This is a genomic window from Pseudoalteromonas lipolytica (assembly GCF_001306915.1).
Taxonomy (GTDB): domain Bacteria; phylum Pseudomonadota; class Gammaproteobacteria; order Enterobacterales; family Alteromonadaceae; genus Pseudoalteromonas; species Pseudoalteromonas simplex.
Genome location: NZ_LJTC01000001.1, coordinates 324402 through 340818 on the forward strand (window position 1 = coordinate 324402; position 16417 = coordinate 340818).

Genomic DNA, 16417 nt, shown 5'->3' on the forward strand with positions numbered 1-16417 from the left:
TTTTACAAATGAAGGAGCTGTTTAGGCTAAACAAAAAGTCATTGTACCTTTATTGTTTGCTAAATTGTACCAGTGGTTGTAATTGCATGACTTCATCAAGCTGAATTTGCTGCACATATTCAAGCTTTAATAGGGTATCTAATACAGCTTTACTGTGCGACTTTTCTATTTCGGCGCTGCAAAAATCAATAATGCTAAAGCGACGCTTGATCAGCAGACCTTCGATGTCAGGTAAAGGATGTGTAGTTTCAATTAGTACGCGGGTTGTTGGACAAGGGTCAGCATAGCCTGAGCGTAATAATTTTTTTAAATTAAATAAGTTATCATCAAGCCGACCCAGCTCAATGGCGGCTTTGGCGCTGTCAGGAATAAATAATGGCTCAGCAAAGCGATTTATTTTTATTTCGCCCGTGGCGTTAATTGTAGCTACCTGGTTACTGTCGTAACTGACAATATCACCGGTAATTAATGTGAATTGACTCATTGTGTTCCCTCGCAATGTTGTGTCGATTTCAGAGCTAAGCTAAATGGTGTGTTTGCTTAAGCCCTGATATAGTGCCAAAGTCTTAAGTTTTATACGAGTTTTTTATGTTCCGTTTATCAATTGTTTTATCTACCTTATTATTTTCTCAGTTGAGCTATGCCGCATTGACGCCAGTGGGTCTTTGGAAAACCATTGACGAAGAAACGAATGAAGCGAAATCTTTAGTACGTATTAGTGAGCAAGATGGTGTATTGGTTGGCAGTGTTGAAAAAATCCTTAACCCAGCCAAGCAAGACGCAATCTGCGAAGAGTGCAAAGGCGATAAGAAAAATCAACCTATTCTAGGGTTACAAATTATAGAAGGTGCTAAAGATGCCGGTGATGGTAGCTGGCAAGAGGGTGAAATTCTTGACCCGAACAATGGTAAAACCTATACCCTTAAACTGACGCCACAAGAACAAGGTAAGGTGCTTGAAGTACGCGGCTATATTGCATTTTTCTATCGAAATCAATATTGGCAACGCGTTGAATAACCATTAAAAAAGCCAAGCAATGCTTGGCTTTTTATTCATGGCTTACAAGCTTTCACTGTACTCAGTCATGACTTGTTCAACCCAGCTTGCGATACGTTCATCACTAAGCTCATATTGACTGTCTTCATCAAGGGCTAGGCCAACAAATTGTTTGCCATCTTCAGTGAGTGCTTTTGAAGCCTCAAATTCATAACTTGCATCGTTAGGCCATTTGCCTAGCAAGGTAATGCTTTGATCACAAATTTCATCGTGTAACATGCCAAGTGCATCTTGGAACCACTGACCATAACCTTGTTGATCGCCCATACCAAACAGAGCCACGGTTTTGCCGTTTAGGTTAACATCTTTAATGTCGTCCCAGATTGATTCCCAATCTTCTTGCAACTCACCAAAATCCCAAGTTGAAATGCCGAAGATCACGAAATCAAATTGCTCTGCATTTTTTAATGGCTCATCTTTGATATTGTGAAGGCTCACGATGTCGTGACCAATAATATCGCGAATTTTCTCTGCCGCTATTTCTGTGTAGCAGGTTGTAGAACCATAAAATAAACCAATCTGCATCGTATTTATCACTGTGTATTTGCCTGATATGATAGGCGTAAGTTTACCGTAAGGTATAATCAATTGATACCTTGATAAGGATGAGAGTACGCGTGGCTGATAATAATTCACAAGCCCAAAAAGGTGTAATAACAGCAAATAACGCCGAACATTTAGAGTTATTTTTAGATACGCTGTATCTTGAGCAGGGAGTCAGCGAAAATACACTCGCCGCTTATCGCAGTGACCTTGAAAAGTTTTGCCAATTTTTAAAAGATAAAGACCTACTGGCTGTCCGCTCAGATGATATTGAAGCGTATTTAGCATACCGTGTTGATTTAGGACTGAAGTCGCGCAGCACTGCACGTAGCATCAGTGCGCTGAAGCGTTTTTATCAGTATTTTGTACGCGAAAAAGCCATTGCCGATTCGCCGATGGTCAATATTGCTCAACCAAAAGCTGGGCAGTCATTACCAAAAACACTGTCAGAAGCCGAAGTCGAAGCTTTGCTTGCAGCCCCAGACATAGAAGATGCAATGGGGCTTCGCGATAAAGCCATGCTTGAGCTGTTATATGCTACTGGGCTTCGTGTTACAGAGCTAGTAGGACTCAGAATGGAGCAAATTAATTTGCGCCAAGCGGTGGTCTTTGTAAAAGGTAAGGGTAATAAAGAGCGTTTAGTTCCCTTAGGCGAAGAAGCAATGTACTGGCTTGAGCAGTTTTTAAAAGTGGGTCGTTCGCAAATGATTAAACATGCCACTGACTTTGTGTTCCCATCAAAGCGCGGGATTGGCATGACACGACAAACTTTTTGGCATCGCATCAAACACTATGCTATTTTGGCATCAGTTGAATCGCCGTTATCACCGCATACGCTCAGACACGCGTTTGCAACGCATTTGCTTAATCATGGGGCGGACCTTAGAGTCGTGCAAATGATGTTAGGTCACAGTGACTTATCAACAACACAAATTTATACCCATGTAGCGAATGAAAGATTGAAGTCGGTACACGAGCAACATCATCCACGTGCTTAGTGCAAGATTTTTAAAGATGTACCGGTCTATATAAAAAATGATCAGGATATAGGATATTTATGAAAAAGTTAGTTTTAGCCACAGCACTACTAGGCACAAGCTTAAATGTGTTTGCCAATGGCGTATCAACAACAGACGCTGCTGATGCCCCTATCATTGCTAAGTTTGCTGAATTAGGCGTAACCGTTAAGCAAATCAACCCAAGCCCAGTGGCAGGTCTTAAAGAACTAATTACTGACAAAGGTGTGTTGTACGCAAGCCCTGACGGTCAATTTCTAATGCAAGGAACACTGATTGACCTTAATAATCGAGTTAATTTAACAGAGCATGCTCTAAGTGACGTTCGTAAAGAAGGTGTTGCTGAGTACGAAGACTCAATGATCGTTTACAAAGCGAAAGACGAAAAGCATTCGATCACAGTCTTTACCGATATCACCTGTGGTTATTGTCGTAAATTACACCGTGAACTTGATGACTTCTTAGATGCGGGTATCACGGTTAAATACCTTGCTTTCCCACGTGGTGGTTTACGTGGTAAAGGTTACCAAGATTTAATGAATGTATGGTGTGCTAAAGACCCTGCTGAAGCATTAACAGAAGCAAAAGCGGGTGCAGAAGTCGCTGTCGTGCCTGGTTGTAACGCACCAATTGCAGAGCACTACCAACTAGGTCAAAGCTTTGGAATGTCGGGCACACCGGCAATTATTTTAGAAGATGGTACCATGATCCCTGGTTATCAATCAGCTGCGCAAATTAGCCAAGCGCTTGATGCTTTACCAAAAACATCTTCATAACTGATTTTTTTAACGAAAAGGCCTATTTGTCGTAGGCCTTTTTTATTTGTCTTAAGCAAAGAAGTACCATTTCCGACATGGAAAAAATAATTCAAGCTCGTCCTCATGTTGATGATTCGCATTTACCACACCATTTACATCCTGTAATTAAGCAAATATATGCGACTCGGCAGGTGCAAAGTGCCACTGAACTCGATAATAGCGCTGCAACATTACATGACTTTAAGCTGTTTAAAGATATCGACAAAGCTGTTGTGCTATTACAACAAGCCCTCGCGGATCAAAGTCGCGTGTTAATCGTCGGTGACTTTGATGCCGACGGTGCAACCAGCACAGCAACCTTAATGCAAGGTCTTGCTATGTTCGGCTTAAAGAACCTTGATTACTTGGTACCAGACAGATTCAGCCTAGGTTATGGCCTGAGCCCCGCACTTGCTGAGCAAATAGTAACCATGCAACCCGAGCTTGTGATCACCGTTGATAACGGTATTTCATGTATCGATGGCATTGCCATTGTAAAGCAAGCAGGTATTAAGGTGCTGGTAACTGATCATCATTTACAAGGTGAAGCCCTACCAAATGCAGATGCTATCGTGAATCCGAATCGCCATGACTGTCAGTTTCCATCGAAATCGATAGCAGGCGTTGGGGTGGCTTTTTATCTGCTCATTGCTTTACGTAGCCACTTACGTGAACAAGGGTACTTTCAGCAAAATCCAATGCCAAATTTGGCTGAGTTACTTGATATTGTAGCCCTTGGTACCGTTGCCGATGTGGTCGCGCTTGATGCCAATAACCGAACCTTAGTTCATCAAGGTTTAGCACGTATTCGCAGTGGTAAAACACGCCCTGGTATTAGTGCTCTCATTGAAGTGGCAAATCGCAATGCGGCCCGTTTAAGTGCCAGTGACTTTGGCTTTTCATTGGCACCACGCTTAAATGCAGCTGGGCGTTTAGATGATATGAGTTTAGGTATAGCCTGTTTGTTATCAAGCGATATAAACCAAGCTCGCCGTATTGCCAGTGAGCTCGACAGCCTCAATCATGAGCGCCGTGAAATAGAGCAGGGTATGCAAACTGAAGCACAAGCGGTGCTTGATCGTTTAGCATTTAAAACCGAGTCAGTGCCTGATGCCATTTGTTTATACCAAGCTGATTGGCACCAAGGTGTGATTGGTATTTTGGCTGGCCGCTTAAAAGAAAAGTATCACCGCCCGACGATTATTTTTGCAGCTGGCGATAACGGCGAAATAAAAGGCTCTTGCCGCTCTATTGAAGGGCTACATATGCGTGATTTACTCGAGCGAGTAAATACACTCTACCCGCATTTGATCAGTAAATTTGGTGGCCATGCCATGGCAGCGGGGCTGAGTATCAATGAGCAGTGTTTTACTGAATTTAAAACCGTGTTTGAGCAAATGGTGACAGACACACTCACTGAAGAGCATAAGCAAAGTATTTTACTTACCGATGGTGAATTACCTAATGAGTGCTTTTCGATGGAGTTTGCAAACCAGCTAAAAAATGCCGGCCCCTGGGGGCAGCAATTTCCGGAGCCAGTGTTTGAACATGTGTTTGAAGTAATACAGCAGCGCATTGTCGGTGAAAAACACTTAAAACTGGTTTTAAAACATCAGTCTGGACGATTAGTTGATGGCATTGCATTTGGGGTTGATGTGCGTGCATGGCCAGATACCGAAGTGCGTTATGTGAAAGCTGCTTATCAACTCGATATAAATGAATTCCGTGGTAAATTCTCGTTACAGTTGATTATTCGAGAGCTACAAAAAGCGACATAAAAATATCGTTATAATCGACATAAAAGGCTAATAAAACGCTCGGTTTTTTGTTAAAATCGGGCGTTTTTAATATTTGTAGATAATTTACCGTATTTATTGTCGATATCGGTGCGCGGTAAATCAGCCATTTTGGAGTAATGTACATGTTTGAAGTGAATCCTGTGATTAATCAAATCAAGGAAATTCGCGAACGTACTGAACTGCTTCGGGGGTACCTTTGACTACCCTCTTAAGAAAGAGCGGTTAGAAGAAGTTAACGCAGAACTTGAAGATTCAGCAGTGTGGAATGAGCCAGAGCGAGCTCAAGCACTTGGCCGTGAAAAGTCGGCACTCGAAGCTATTGTTGAGACCATTGATAATCTAGTGTCTGGTACCGAAGATGTTGAAGGTTTAGTTGAGCTTGCTGTTGAAGCTGAAGATGAAGAAACCTTCGCTGAAGCTGAAGCTGAATTGGGCGATTTAAACACACAGCTTGAAAAGCTAGAGTTCCGTCGTATGTTCTCAGGCGACCATGACCAAAACGATGCTTACCTTGATTTACAATCAGGTTCTGGCGGCACTGAAGCCCAAGACTGGTGTAACATGCTACTGCGTATGTATTTACGTTGGGGTGAAGCAAAAGGTTTTAAAGTTGAACTGGTTGAAGCAACTGATGGTGATGTGGCTGGTATCAAAGGCGCAACTGTGCGCTTTGTTGGCGAATATGCATACGGTTGGTTACGTACAGAAACAGGTGTTCACCGTTTAGTGCGAAAGAGCCCGTTCGACTCAAGTGGTCGTCGTCATACCTCATTTGCATCGGCATTCGTTTACCCAGAAATCGACGATAATATCGAAATTGATATTAATCCGGCAGACTTACGTATTGACGTTTACCGCGCATCAGGCGCAGGTGGTCAGCACGTAAATACAACAGAGTCAGCGGTTCGTATTACTCACATACCAACCAACACTGTTGTACAGTGCCAAAATGAGCGTTCACAGCACAAGAATAAAGACCAAGCAATGAAGCAGTTAAAAGCGAAATTGTTTGAACTTGAAATTCAAAAACAAAATGCTGAGAAACAAAGCCAAGAAGATGCTAAATCTGATATTGGCTGGGGTAGTCAAATTCGTTCATACGTACTTGATGACTCGCGCATTAAAGACTTACGTACTGGCGTTGAAAACCGTAATACACAAGCGGTTCTTGACGGCGACTTAGATAAATTTATTGAAGCCAGCCTTAAATCTGGCCTATAACCACCAAGCTAAAAAAGAGCTAAAAAATGACTGATCAAATCCAAGACGAAAATAAGTTAATCGCTGAGCGTCGTGGCAAATTAGACGCAATCCGCGAAAATTGCCCAGCCAACGGTCATCCAAACCAATTCCGTCGTGAACATTACACGGCTGATTTGCAAGCTGAGTTTGGTGATAAATCGAAAGAAGAATTAGTTGCTGAGCAACATGTTGTATCAGTTGCAGGTCGTATTCTTGCAAAACGTGGTCCTTTCCTTGCGTTACAAGACATGAAAGGCCAAATTCAAGCGTACGCATCAAAAGACGTACAAAAAGAATTGAAAGCAAAATACGGTCAACTTGATATCGGTGACATCATCGGTGTTAAAGGCGCACTAAATAAATCAGGTAAAGGTGACCTTTACGTAGAAATGACAGAGTACGAGTTACTGACAAAGTCATTACGTCCGTTACCAGAAAAATTCCATGGTTTATCTGACCAAGAAACTAAATACCGTCAACGTTATGTTGATTTAATTACGAATGATGCGACACGTGAAACTTTCCGTATTCGCTCAAAAGTTGTTGAAGGTATCCGTCGTTTCTTAGCTGATCGTGACTTCATGGAAGTTGAAACACCGATGCTACAAGTGATCCCAGGTGGTGCGTCTGCACGTCCATTCGTAACACACCACAATGCACTTGATATCGACATGTACTTACGTATTGCCCCTGAACTTTACTTAAAACGTTTAGTTGTAGGTGGCTTTGAGCGTGTATTCGAAATCAATCGTAACTTCCGTAACGAAGGTTTATCAACGCGTCATAACCCAGAATTCACGATGATCGAATTCTACCAAGCATATGCGGATTACATTGACCTGATGAACATTACTGAAGACATGTTACGTACTGTTGCGACAGACGTACTTGGTTCACCAATTGTGGTAAACACAACGAAAGATGAAAATGGTGAAGTTGTTGATTCAGTAGAGTACGACTTTGGACAACCTTTTGCTCGTTTAACAATGAGCGAGGCTATCCTTAAGTACAACCCAGACTTTGATGCTGCGGTATTTAATGACCCTGAAAACCATTTTGAAGAACTTAAAGCGTACGCAAAGCAAGTACACGTTAAGATCCCAGAAAACTGCGTATGGGGCCCAGGTAAGTTCTTGTGTGAAATCTTCGAAGAGACTGCTGAGCATAAGTTAATTCAACCAACTTTCATTACCGCTTACCCGTGGGAAGTGTCTCCACTTGCGCGCCGTAACGATGAAAACCCATTTGTGACTGACCGTTTTGAATTCTTCGTAGGTGGCCGTGAATTAGCAAATGGTTTCTCTGAGCTTAACGATGCACAAGATCAAGCTGAGCGTTTTGCTCGTCAAGTTGAAGAGAAAGACGCAGGTGATGATGAAGCAATGCACTACGATGAAGATTACATTCGTGCGTTAGAGTACGGCTTACCACCAACAGCGGGTGAGGGTATTGGTATCGATCGTCTAGTGATGTTATTTACTGACTCACCAACAATTAAAGACGTGATCCTATTCCCACACATGCGTCCTCAAGCTGACTAATCAGCTAAATGTTCTGAAAACGCCGCTTTTTAGCGGCGTTTTTGTTATCAGAATTTTCTGATTTTTATTGCTCTCAATTTTTATATTTAATTGTAATTAGCTGATCTAAAAGAAAATGCTGAATTATTTTTCAAACGAAGTTACTAAGTTGTAAAGTTTTTCTACTAATTCTAAGTCCGATAGTATTATTTTTAGACAAGATATGACATCATTACGCCATTCTCTTCAACGTTTAAACGGACTTAATAATAATGACAAAAAAGCCTTCGCAGTCTTCAGTAGAGACAACGCCAAGCGAGCATCAACGTGAAGCTTTTTATCGTGCCTGCATCGCCGAATTCCAACAATTGGGTTATCAAGACCAATACCTAGCCGAATTAACAGATGAACTAATCCCACTGACGGGTCTTGAGCCGTTGAGTGATAAAGAAAAAACGACTAAAGGGTAAACAAAAACGAGTTGTTTTTGTGCGTTGTGGATAATCTATAACCATCTGTACGATTTTCCTTGAAAAGTGTTTGACATATTTCCTGAAGTCTTTATTATACGCCCCACAAGACGGAGAGGTGGCCGAGTGGCCGAAGGCGCTCCCCTGCTAAGGGAGTATAGGGTTTGTAGCTCTATCGAGGGTTCGAATCCCTCCTTCTCCACCATTTTTTTAAAATGGCATGTCTTGAAAGTAATATGTGTGGACGCGTAGCTCAGCTGGATAGAGTACCTGGCTACGAACCAGGCGGTCGGAGGTTCGAATCCTCCCGCGTCCGCCACTTTTTACTTTGGCTCTGCTAAGAGAATAAATTAGCAATATTCAAATGTGCGTGTGGACGCGTAGCTCAGCTGGATAGAGTACCTGGCTACGAACCAGGCGGTCGGAGGTTCGAATCCTCCCGCGTCCGCCATATTTGAAACTCACATCGAGTATAAAGATAAATCATTGCAAGATTATAAAATGCAACTGCGGACGCGTAGCTCAGCTGGATAGAGTACCTGGCTACGAACCAGGCGGTCGGAGGTTCGAATCCTCCCGCGTCCGCCACTTTCTCTTAGAAAGTGACATAAGCCGACAAGCTGTCGGTTTTTTTGTCTTTAAGACATGGTCAATGCGCGACTTAAACATGCGAAACATACTGCGGACGCGTAGCTCAGCTGGATAGAGTACCTGGCTACGAACCAGGCGGTCGGAGGTTCGAATCCTCCCGCGTCCGCCACTTTCTTCTTGAAAGTGACATAAACCGACGAAAGTCGGTTTTTTTGTGCCTGCAATTCGCGTAGGTGTGGTTGTAGGAGCGACTTCAGTCGTGAATAAATATACCGTTTTATTGCACCTTATTATTCTTTAGGCGACTTTGAACCACGCAGCCGGAGGTTCACTGTTTCAAAATACGTCCCGCGTCCGCCACTTTCTCTCAATTAGAGTTAAAGTGACATAAACCGACGAAAGTCGGTTTTTTTGTGCCTGCAATTCGCGTAGGTGTGGTTGTAGGAGCGACTTCAGTTGTGAACATCACGCTTTCACAAACCCCCAACTCAAAATATAAAAAATGCCCCCGTAGGCGTGAAACTTGTTTCGCGCGCATCAAGATGCTGTCGCCATAAATGGCGACCTACAGGGTAGGGGCATTTTTTAAAATAAAAAACTCATGCTTAATCGAACTGTGCGTGGCTCAATGGGGTGAAAGTGATTATCTTCTACCCCTTCTGTTGGTTCGCCCGCTAGTCTTGATGAGTAGTAGTAATCAATGTCATGGTCATTACTATCAAACAAGTTAAGCAATTCAAGTTCTGCTTTCCAATGAGTTTGCTGATAACTCACTAAACCATTTACCACAGTTAAAGGCTCTGAACGTTTGCTGCCATCATCACTCAACATACGTTTACCTATATGGCGTAAACGTAATGAGCTTTGCCACTGTTGTGCAAACTGCCAGCTAATCCCGGCACTTGCAACCACTGGTACAGCTCCCTCAATACGGTTGTTGTTATTGCTAATGTCTAAACGAGAATGCGTAAATGACGCTTCTGCATCTAAGCTTAATGTGTCACTAAGCCAGTAGTAGGCACTTAGTTCTATACCATAGCGCTGTGATGCATCACTGGCCTCAGTGTTACCTGCATCACCAACAAACAACAATTCTGAGTCGAGTTCTAGCCACCAAAGGGCTGCAGAAAAGTTAAATTGCTGCTCATCGAAGTAGCGCAATCCTAACTCTGCACCATTACTCTTAACGAGTAAGTCTACGGTGTTTGTTGCCTCAAGTGTTACTGGGTCTTGAGCAATGGTTGCGCCACGAGCATCATTTGAATGAAAAGACTGCCCCCAGTTTGCATAACCAGCAAGGTTATCAGTAAATAAGTAAGTTAGACTTGCCTTAAAGCCGAGTAAATCATCATCTGCATCACCAGAATTTAAACTGTTGTCACTATCAACGTGAGCATCTAAATAATCATATCTAACACCAAGGGTTGCCTCTAACTGTTGACTTAAATGAAGTTGTGTTTGCCAGTATGCTGTATAGCTTGTTTCCTCGACACTGTCTTGTCGTACTGTTGAAAGGTACTTTCGGGCTTGTGTATTGTATAGGCCAACTTTATTCACATTATCATGCCGAAGCTCTGTTCCAACGGTATGATTAACGGGAATATCACCTACATTAGCTGTAAATTGATAGCTTAGTGTTCCACCTGAGATAGTGCGGTTATCTCGTTGGTTAAACTGATCGCCATTAATTGGATCATTAAGGAAATATGAGAAGTTAGAGTATAAATTTAGCTCGTAGTCGATGAGGTATGCACTTACTGATAAGTTTTGTCCTTGCCAATTTGTCGATAAGCTATACCGACTTGACTCTCCGCCAAGTGTTTTATCGAGTGAGCCAAGCTCTGAAATGATACCTTGCTCAATAGCCCTTTGCGGGATCTGATCTGCTGAATTCCAACTGTTGTCATAAGCCATTGCCGTAATTGATAAGTTACCTTGTTCTGAATCACGACTATAACGTAGCAATGCGTTTTTTTTATTAACGTCTTCATTAATATCCTGCCAAGGCCCATCATAAACTTGCCACTCTGTCGCGCCTACCAGTTTGCCACTACCGATTGAGGTACTCCCTAATGCAACACCTCTATAGAAGTTATCTTCCCCTACAGTGATACTGAGCTGATCATGTTTAGGGTTGTCAGATAAATGAAAATAAGCACTGCCAGCCGTTGAAAAGTCGCCTTGGCGCACATCATAACTGCCTTTTTGATAACTAACAGTGGCAATTGTTTCTGGAATTATAAAGTTTAAGTCAGTATAGCCTTGCCCATGACCATGACTGCGCATATTGATAGGCATACCATCAATGTTCGTGGCAAAGTCTGTTCCATGATCAAGATTAAAGCCACGAATAAAATATTGATTCGCTTTTCCAGAGCCGCTGTGTTGGGTGACAGCCATGCCGGGAATTAACTCAAGCAATTCAGTAGATCGAAGCATGGGTCTATTTTCTATTTCACCCTGACCAATAATACCGCTAGAGGCGCTTATAGACTCACCAATTAATCCAGTACGGTGACCATAAACCGTTATTCTTTCTATATTAGCAAACGCGTTAAAAGAGCAGCAGAAGGTTACAACACTGATACATAGCTTATTCATTTGAAAGATCCTTATTTGAAAGGTGCTAATCAACAAACGAGTAATTGCTAATATTGGATGCAAAAAACGTTTAAAAAATTGAGTTAATTTGCTTCATGGTCAATTTGTGTTAGATTTAATAAAATATTCCAAAAATAATAACAATTGGGAATTTTATTTTATGTATGTGAAAGGTGCATATCAAAACAGGCTGGCTATAAGTTGCACCCTGATACTCTTGGCAGGTTGTCAAACAAGCACTGAAAAAGCCCCGATAACCGACCAACAATACTTCGAGAAGGTGATGTTAGCGCCTGCTATTTTGCCAAACGATTTAACCAATACTGGCTGTTTATCGCTTGAGAGTGAAACTAAGCTGCAAGGCTATAAATCAGCGGCTGAGGTTAATTACCAGCAAGCGGGTTGGCAAAACAGAGTGGCAGCCGACTGGCAGTATTTTTTAGCCCCAGAGCAACCGGGCAAGCTACTCCTAATCGATTATCAAGTTCAAGCAGGGCAATTAGCTTACCGGTATTTAAGTGACGGGAGCCACAATGATCTGTATGAACCTTGGAGCTCATCGAAGGTTCAAGCGTTTAGCGGTGCGCTGTCAAAAGTAAGGCAAACCCACCCAGAGCTTGGCGCAGCTTCTTTTGCTGGTGATACGGCACTCGCTGATTTGATCAGCAGTATTAATAGTTACGAAGCATTTGGTAAAGCCGATGGTAACTCAAATGCGATAGCCAGTTATTTTGTCAATGTCGCAGGGCGCGAATATTTACGTGGGCTTTTTAATGATGGCTGGCTAAAACTACAGGATCAGCGTTTGTTATTTAACGGCGCATATGGCTCAGAGCAGTTTATGCCATCAGACGAATACTGGCGTAACCCTGCTAATAATGAACTTGATGCAAAGATAAGCCGGTACAAAGCAAGCAGTGATGATCCTGGCTATTTGGGGTATCGTTGTGAGGGTTGTGGTTTAACGGGCAACAAAGCAATGACCACACTTGCTCAAGCGGAATGGTTAAAACGTCTGGTTAGTCATCAGCGTGAACCAAGTACGCAAATGCCTCATTTACAAGCAAGTGATGTTGATGTGCTACTTAACGGCACAGGTCATACAGGTGAACATGCTCCTGTAGGCGGCATGATGGTGGGTATCAGTCATATCGTTACAAATGCATTGGCAAATGTTATTGCACCAAATGATAGTCGCTCAGCAAAGGAAGTGCTCGATGGCGCGACGAATGGGCAGTGGCGTGTTTGGCAAAAAATTGGTTGGGGGCCAAGTGAAACGCGCTCCACCACAGAAACCGTAATGTTGGCACATGTGTGTTTAGGCAATTACCAAGGTGGCCGAGAGTTTACGTTTAGTGTACAGCAGTCAACTTCGGGGGCCGACGAAGCCAATTTGCCAACAGTCGGTAAGCAAATGCAGCAAAAGTTGCAGCATGCTTTTACAAAATTATTAGATTAACGCGTTCAATAAGGTACAGCTATGCGTCGTTCAATTATCGCTTTATCAATTACTTTAGGTGTTGCTTTTAGTGCACCTATGCATGCTGAGGGTTGGCAATCAGATGTTATCGGGATCACGCAGTCACAGCTTTCGCCCAGCTACTGGCTAGCACAAGGTGCATCGGCAAAAGTGATCATGACAGAGGCGCAAATTGCAGCCTTCAACGAGAAATTAATTAAAGATAATAAATACATTGTTGATCCTCTTTCATTTCAAAAATCGCTCACTAAAGACGAGCTAACAAGCGCCATTCATTCAGCAAGTTCAATTCCAAAAAGCCCGCGCTTTTTTACTGATGGCCGACAACTCACCGCGAAAGATTTTGCTAAATATCAGGAAAACTTAAACCTTAACAAAGTCGGAGATAACAATGAGGTACGCTTTGCTGTGGTCGTTAAGCGCACCGCATTACGCACTTTTCCAACCTGGGATCGGGTATTAAATAGCGGCCTTGATCAAGACTTAGATCGTTTTCAAGAAAGCGGTATGTTTCCGGGCGAAGCGGTTGCTGTATTGCATCAAAGCGCAGATAAAAAATGGTTGTTAGTTCGTGCTTACAACTACCTTGCATGGACGCCAGCCGAAGATCTTGCCTTTGCTGATGCGGATAAAATAAAAGCTTATCGCGAACAAGCTAACTTTTTGGTGGTAACCGGGGCAAAGGTCAATACTGCTTATGTGCCAAGCGATGAAACCCTCTCAGAAGTGCAGCTCGATATGGGAGTACGCTTACCATTGGTTGATAGTGAGCAAGTACCGTATTTGCTCAACGGCCAAAACAGCTATGCTAGCCATGTTGTACAGTTACCAACCCGCGATGAGCAAGGCAAACTTGTAATTAAACCGGCGATGATCAGTAAAACTGCCGATGTAAACTTAGGCTACCTAGACTACAACGAACAGAATCTGATTAAACAAGGCTTTAAGTTTTTAGGCGAGCGTTATGGTTGGGGCCATGATTACAATGGTCGCGACTGCACTGGGTTTGTTGGTGAAATTTATAAGAGCTTTGGCCTACTAATGCCGCGTAATTCAGGCCAGCAAGGCAGTAGTGAATACGGGCAAAATAGTCGTTTTGATAAAAATACTGCGGCAGATGATAAGTTGCCGACGGTTAAGAACATGGCGATTGGCGATCTAATTTATATTCCGGGTCATGTAATGATGTACTTAGGAGAGCATCACGGTGAGCCTTATGTTATTCATGACGTTAAAGGCTTAGGTTATAACAAAGGTGATGGTAGCTTTTATAGTAGTGCCTTGAATGGGGTGTCGGTCACGCCATTATTGCCACTTAGATTATCGCAAGAAACCAGCTACTTAGATCGTGTTTATAACATTAAGCGTATTCGTTAGAGGCCAGTATGAAAATTAAAGCTGTTCGCTTTGCAAAGCTCAAAGTGCCATTAGTTACCCCATTTAAAACCGCACTGAGAGAAGTGAGTTTTATCGAGGATTTAGTGGTTTTAATCGACACTGAATGTGGTCAAATTGGCTATGGCTCTGCGGCCTCAACTCCGGTTATTACAGGCGATACCCATCAAGGAATGATAGCGGTCATTCAGCAGTTTATTGCTCCTAAATTAGTGGGGCAAGAAATCGAAAACATTAATCAGCTTACCCACATTATTCAATCAACGGTGGTTGGTAACAGTAGTGCAAAAGCGGCTTTAGAGTTGGCGGTTTACGACTTGTGGGGCAAGCTCTATCAAGCGCCTTTATATAAGCTACTTGGTGGTGGTAAATCAGCGCTAAAAACCGATATCACCATTAGTGTCGATAACATAGATAAAATGCTCAGTGACTGTCAGCGAGCGATTGAGCAAGGCTTTGATGTATTAAAAATAAAAATCGGCAATAACCTTAATCAAGATATTGAACGTGTAAAAGCAATTCATGCCGGCTTTGCCGCTAAAACGCAGCTGCGTTTAGATGTAAATCAAGGCTGGAATGCCAAACAAACTGTGTTTGCACTGCAGCAACTTGAGCAAGCAGGCGTGGTATTAGAGTTGGTTGAGCAGCCAGTAAAAAGCAGTGATATTCAAGGTCTCAAATATATTACTGAGCGAGTGAATACCCCGATTATGGCCGATGAAAGCGCCTTTTCACCGAAGCAAGTGATCCAACTTTTAGAGCTTGGCGCAGTTGATATTATCAATATTAAATTAATGAAAACGGGCGGTTTAAGCCGAGCAATTGAGATTGCTAATATCACAGCCCAATACCAAGCAGAGTGTATGATAGGTTGTATGCTAGAGGGCAGTATTGCCGTAGCTGGTGCTGCACATTTAGCCTCTGCCAAAGCACAGCAAATCAGTAAAATCGATTTAGATGGCCCAGCCCTTGGTCAATATGACCCTGTGCAAGGGGGCGTTGAATTTAGCGGCCCACAAATACGCTTATCGGATGCCCCAGGTCTTGGTATTGAATCAATAACGGGGCTTGAACTAATTACAAACGGAGTATGGCCAGCATGAAAAAACTAGTCAGTCTTATTGCAGTTATGAGTTTATCGGCTTGTGCCAGTAAAGAGTTACCTAAACCTGTTATTGATAACAGTCATCAACAGCTCGTGGTGGTGGTAGCCAATGACAGTGATGCCATTGATGCTACCTTGTATCGCTTTGAAAAAACCGCTGGTAGTTGGCAACAACAAGGCCAGCAACACGCGGTGGTACTGGGTCGTACTGGCCTTGCGTGGGGAGTGGGGCTGCATCCTGCACAGCCGGGTCAGCAAAAACAAGAAGGTGATGGTAAAGCGCCGGCAGGTATTTTTGAGCTTGGTACTGCTTTTGGCTATTTAGATTCATTACAAACGAACCTTAGTTATCAAGCAATGACAGCAAATGATTATTGTATCGATGTGAAAGGCTCACCGTTTTACAACCAATTGGTTGATAAAGCACAAGTAGGTGAAGATGCCGTAAAAGACTCTTCAGAATGGATGCGTCGTGATATTTACAGCCAAGATAACCTTTATAAAAAAGGCATTGTTGTTAAGCATAACCCAAGCAATATCAATGGCGCGGGCAGTTGTATCTTTATGCATTTATGGCGGGCGCCAAGTAAGCCTACAGCAGGTTGCACAGCAATGACAGAAAGCAATATGGATGCGTTACTTGCGTGGTTAGATGAGCGTAAAAAGCCGCTATTAGTCAGCTTAACCAAAGCGCAATATCAACAAAAGCAAAGTCAGTGGCAATTACCTAACTTAGCTAAATAAAAATAATGAAATAAAAGTATTTTAATTTTGTCATAATGGTGGAATAATATATTCCATC

Annotated in this window: 14 protein-coding genes and 5 tRNA genes; 16 read left to right on the forward strand and 3 right to left on the reverse strand. The window is 42.7% G+C overall.

Going from position 1 to position 16417, the window contains the following annotated elements; genetic code table 11:
* Positions 1–49: 49 nt before the first annotated feature.
* Positions 50–484: a hypothetical protein gene (locus AOG27_RS01490; RefSeq protein ID WP_054551245.1), complete on the reverse strand. Its 435-nt coding sequence runs from the start codon at positions 482–484 to the stop codon at positions 50–52.
* A gap of 104 nt (positions 485–588) precedes the next feature.
* Between AOG27_RS01490 and AOG27_RS01495 the strand changes: the two genes are divergently transcribed.
* Positions 589–1017: a DUF2147 domain-containing protein gene (locus AOG27_RS01495; RefSeq protein WP_054551246.1), complete on the forward strand. Its 429-nt coding sequence runs from the start codon at positions 589–591 to the stop codon at positions 1015–1017.
* 42 nt (positions 1018–1059) lie between these two features.
* On the opposite strand, the gene fldB is transcribed toward AOG27_RS01495, so the two are convergent.
* Entirely contained in the window at positions 1060–1581 is a 522-nt protein-coding gene (fldB, locus tag AOG27_RS01500) for a flavodoxin FldB (RefSeq protein WP_054551247.1), read from the reverse strand.
* A gap of 128 nt (positions 1582–1709) precedes the next feature.
* Here fldB and xerD point away from each other — a divergent pair, with 128 nt between their 5' ends.
* From xerD to AOG27_RS01555, 11 genes are all read left to right on the forward strand, one after another.
* Complete coding sequence (xerD, locus tag AOG27_RS01505) at positions 1710–2597, forward strand: site-specific tyrosine recombinase XerD (RefSeq protein ID WP_229677541.1); 888 nt, start codon at positions 1710–1712, stop codon at positions 2595–2597.
* A gap of 59 nt (positions 2598–2656) precedes the next feature.
* Complete coding sequence (gene dsbC / locus AOG27_RS01510; RefSeq protein WP_054551249.1) at positions 2657–3391, forward strand: bifunctional protein-disulfide isomerase/oxidoreductase DsbC; 735 nt, start codon at positions 2657–2659, stop codon at positions 3389–3391.
* A gap of 77 nt (positions 3392–3468) precedes the next feature.
* Positions 3469–5190 (forward strand): single-stranded-DNA-specific exonuclease RecJ, encoded by a 1722-nt coding sequence (recJ, locus tag AOG27_RS01515; protein WP_054551250.1) that lies wholly within the window; start codon positions 3469–3471, stop codon positions 5188–5190.
* A 143-nt stretch (positions 5191–5333) separates the two neighbouring features.
* Positions 5334–6432, forward strand: a protein-coding gene (gene prfB, locus AOG27_RS01520; RefSeq protein ID WP_130166555.1) for a peptide chain release factor 2 whose coding sequence is annotated in 2 segments (ribosomal slippage) — positions 5334–5408 and positions 5410–6432 — 1098 coding nt in all. Because the reading frame shifts where the segments join, the coding sequence is not laid out codon by codon here.
* Between the two features lie 26 nt (positions 6433–6458).
* On the forward strand, positions 6459–7994 hold the full coding sequence (gene lysS / locus AOG27_RS01525; protein ID WP_054551251.1) for a lysine--tRNA ligase: 1536 nt from the start codon (positions 6459–6461) through the stop codon (positions 7992–7994).
* Between the two features lie 251 nt (positions 7995–8245).
* Entirely contained in the window at positions 8246–8443 is a 198-nt protein-coding gene (locus AOG27_RS01530; protein WP_054551252.1) for a hypothetical protein, read from the forward strand.
* 112 nt (positions 8444–8555) lie between these two features.
* Positions 8556–8648: transfer RNA gene (locus AOG27_RS01535), tRNA-Ser, on the forward strand.
* A gap of 37 nt (positions 8649–8685) precedes the next feature.
* A tRNA-Arg gene (locus AOG27_RS01540) sits at positions 8686–8762 on the forward strand.
* Between the two features lie 55 nt (positions 8763–8817).
* Positions 8818–8894: transfer RNA gene (locus AOG27_RS01545), tRNA-Arg, on the forward strand.
* Positions 8895–8954: 60 nt separating this feature from the next.
* Positions 8955–9031: transfer RNA gene (locus AOG27_RS01550), tRNA-Arg, on the forward strand.
* A gap of 95 nt (positions 9032–9126) precedes the next feature.
* A tRNA-Arg gene (locus tag AOG27_RS01555) sits at positions 9127–9203 on the forward strand.
* A 416-nt stretch (positions 9204–9619) separates the two neighbouring features.
* On the opposite strand, the gene AOG27_RS01560 is transcribed toward AOG27_RS01555, so the two are convergent.
* Entirely contained in the window at positions 9620–11635 is a 2016-nt protein-coding gene (locus AOG27_RS01560; protein WP_054551253.1) for a TonB-dependent receptor, read from the reverse strand.
* A 160-nt stretch (positions 11636–11795) separates the two neighbouring features.
* Here AOG27_RS01560 and AOG27_RS01565 point away from each other — a divergent pair, with 160 nt between their 5' ends.
* Genes AOG27_RS01565 through AOG27_RS01580 form a run of 4 tightly spaced genes read left to right on the forward strand, consistent with a single transcriptional unit; the run spans position 11796 to position 16359 of the window.
* A complete protein-coding gene (locus tag AOG27_RS01565) occupies positions 11796–13094 on the forward strand; it encodes a hypothetical protein (protein ID WP_054551254.1) in 1299 nt (432 codons plus the stop codon).
* Between the two features lie 21 nt (positions 13095–13115).
* Positions 13116–14492 carry an SH3 domain-containing protein gene (locus AOG27_RS01570; RefSeq protein WP_054551255.1) on the forward strand — a complete coding sequence of 459 codons (1377 nt, stop codon included), beginning with the start codon at positions 13116–13118 and terminating at the stop codon, positions 14490–14492.
* A gap of 8 nt (positions 14493–14500) precedes the next feature.
* The gene (locus AOG27_RS01575) at positions 14501–15613 is read left to right on the forward strand and encodes a dipeptide epimerase (protein WP_054551256.1); all 1113 of its coding nucleotides are present in this window, start codon (positions 14501–14503) and stop codon (positions 15611–15613) included.
* Entirely contained in the window at positions 15610–16359 is a 750-nt protein-coding gene (locus AOG27_RS01580; protein WP_082389162.1) for a L,D-transpeptidase family protein, read from the forward strand. Before AOG27_RS01575 ends, AOG27_RS01580 begins: the two co-directional genes overlap by 4 nt.
* The last annotated feature ends 58 nt before the right edge of the window (positions 16360–16417 follow it).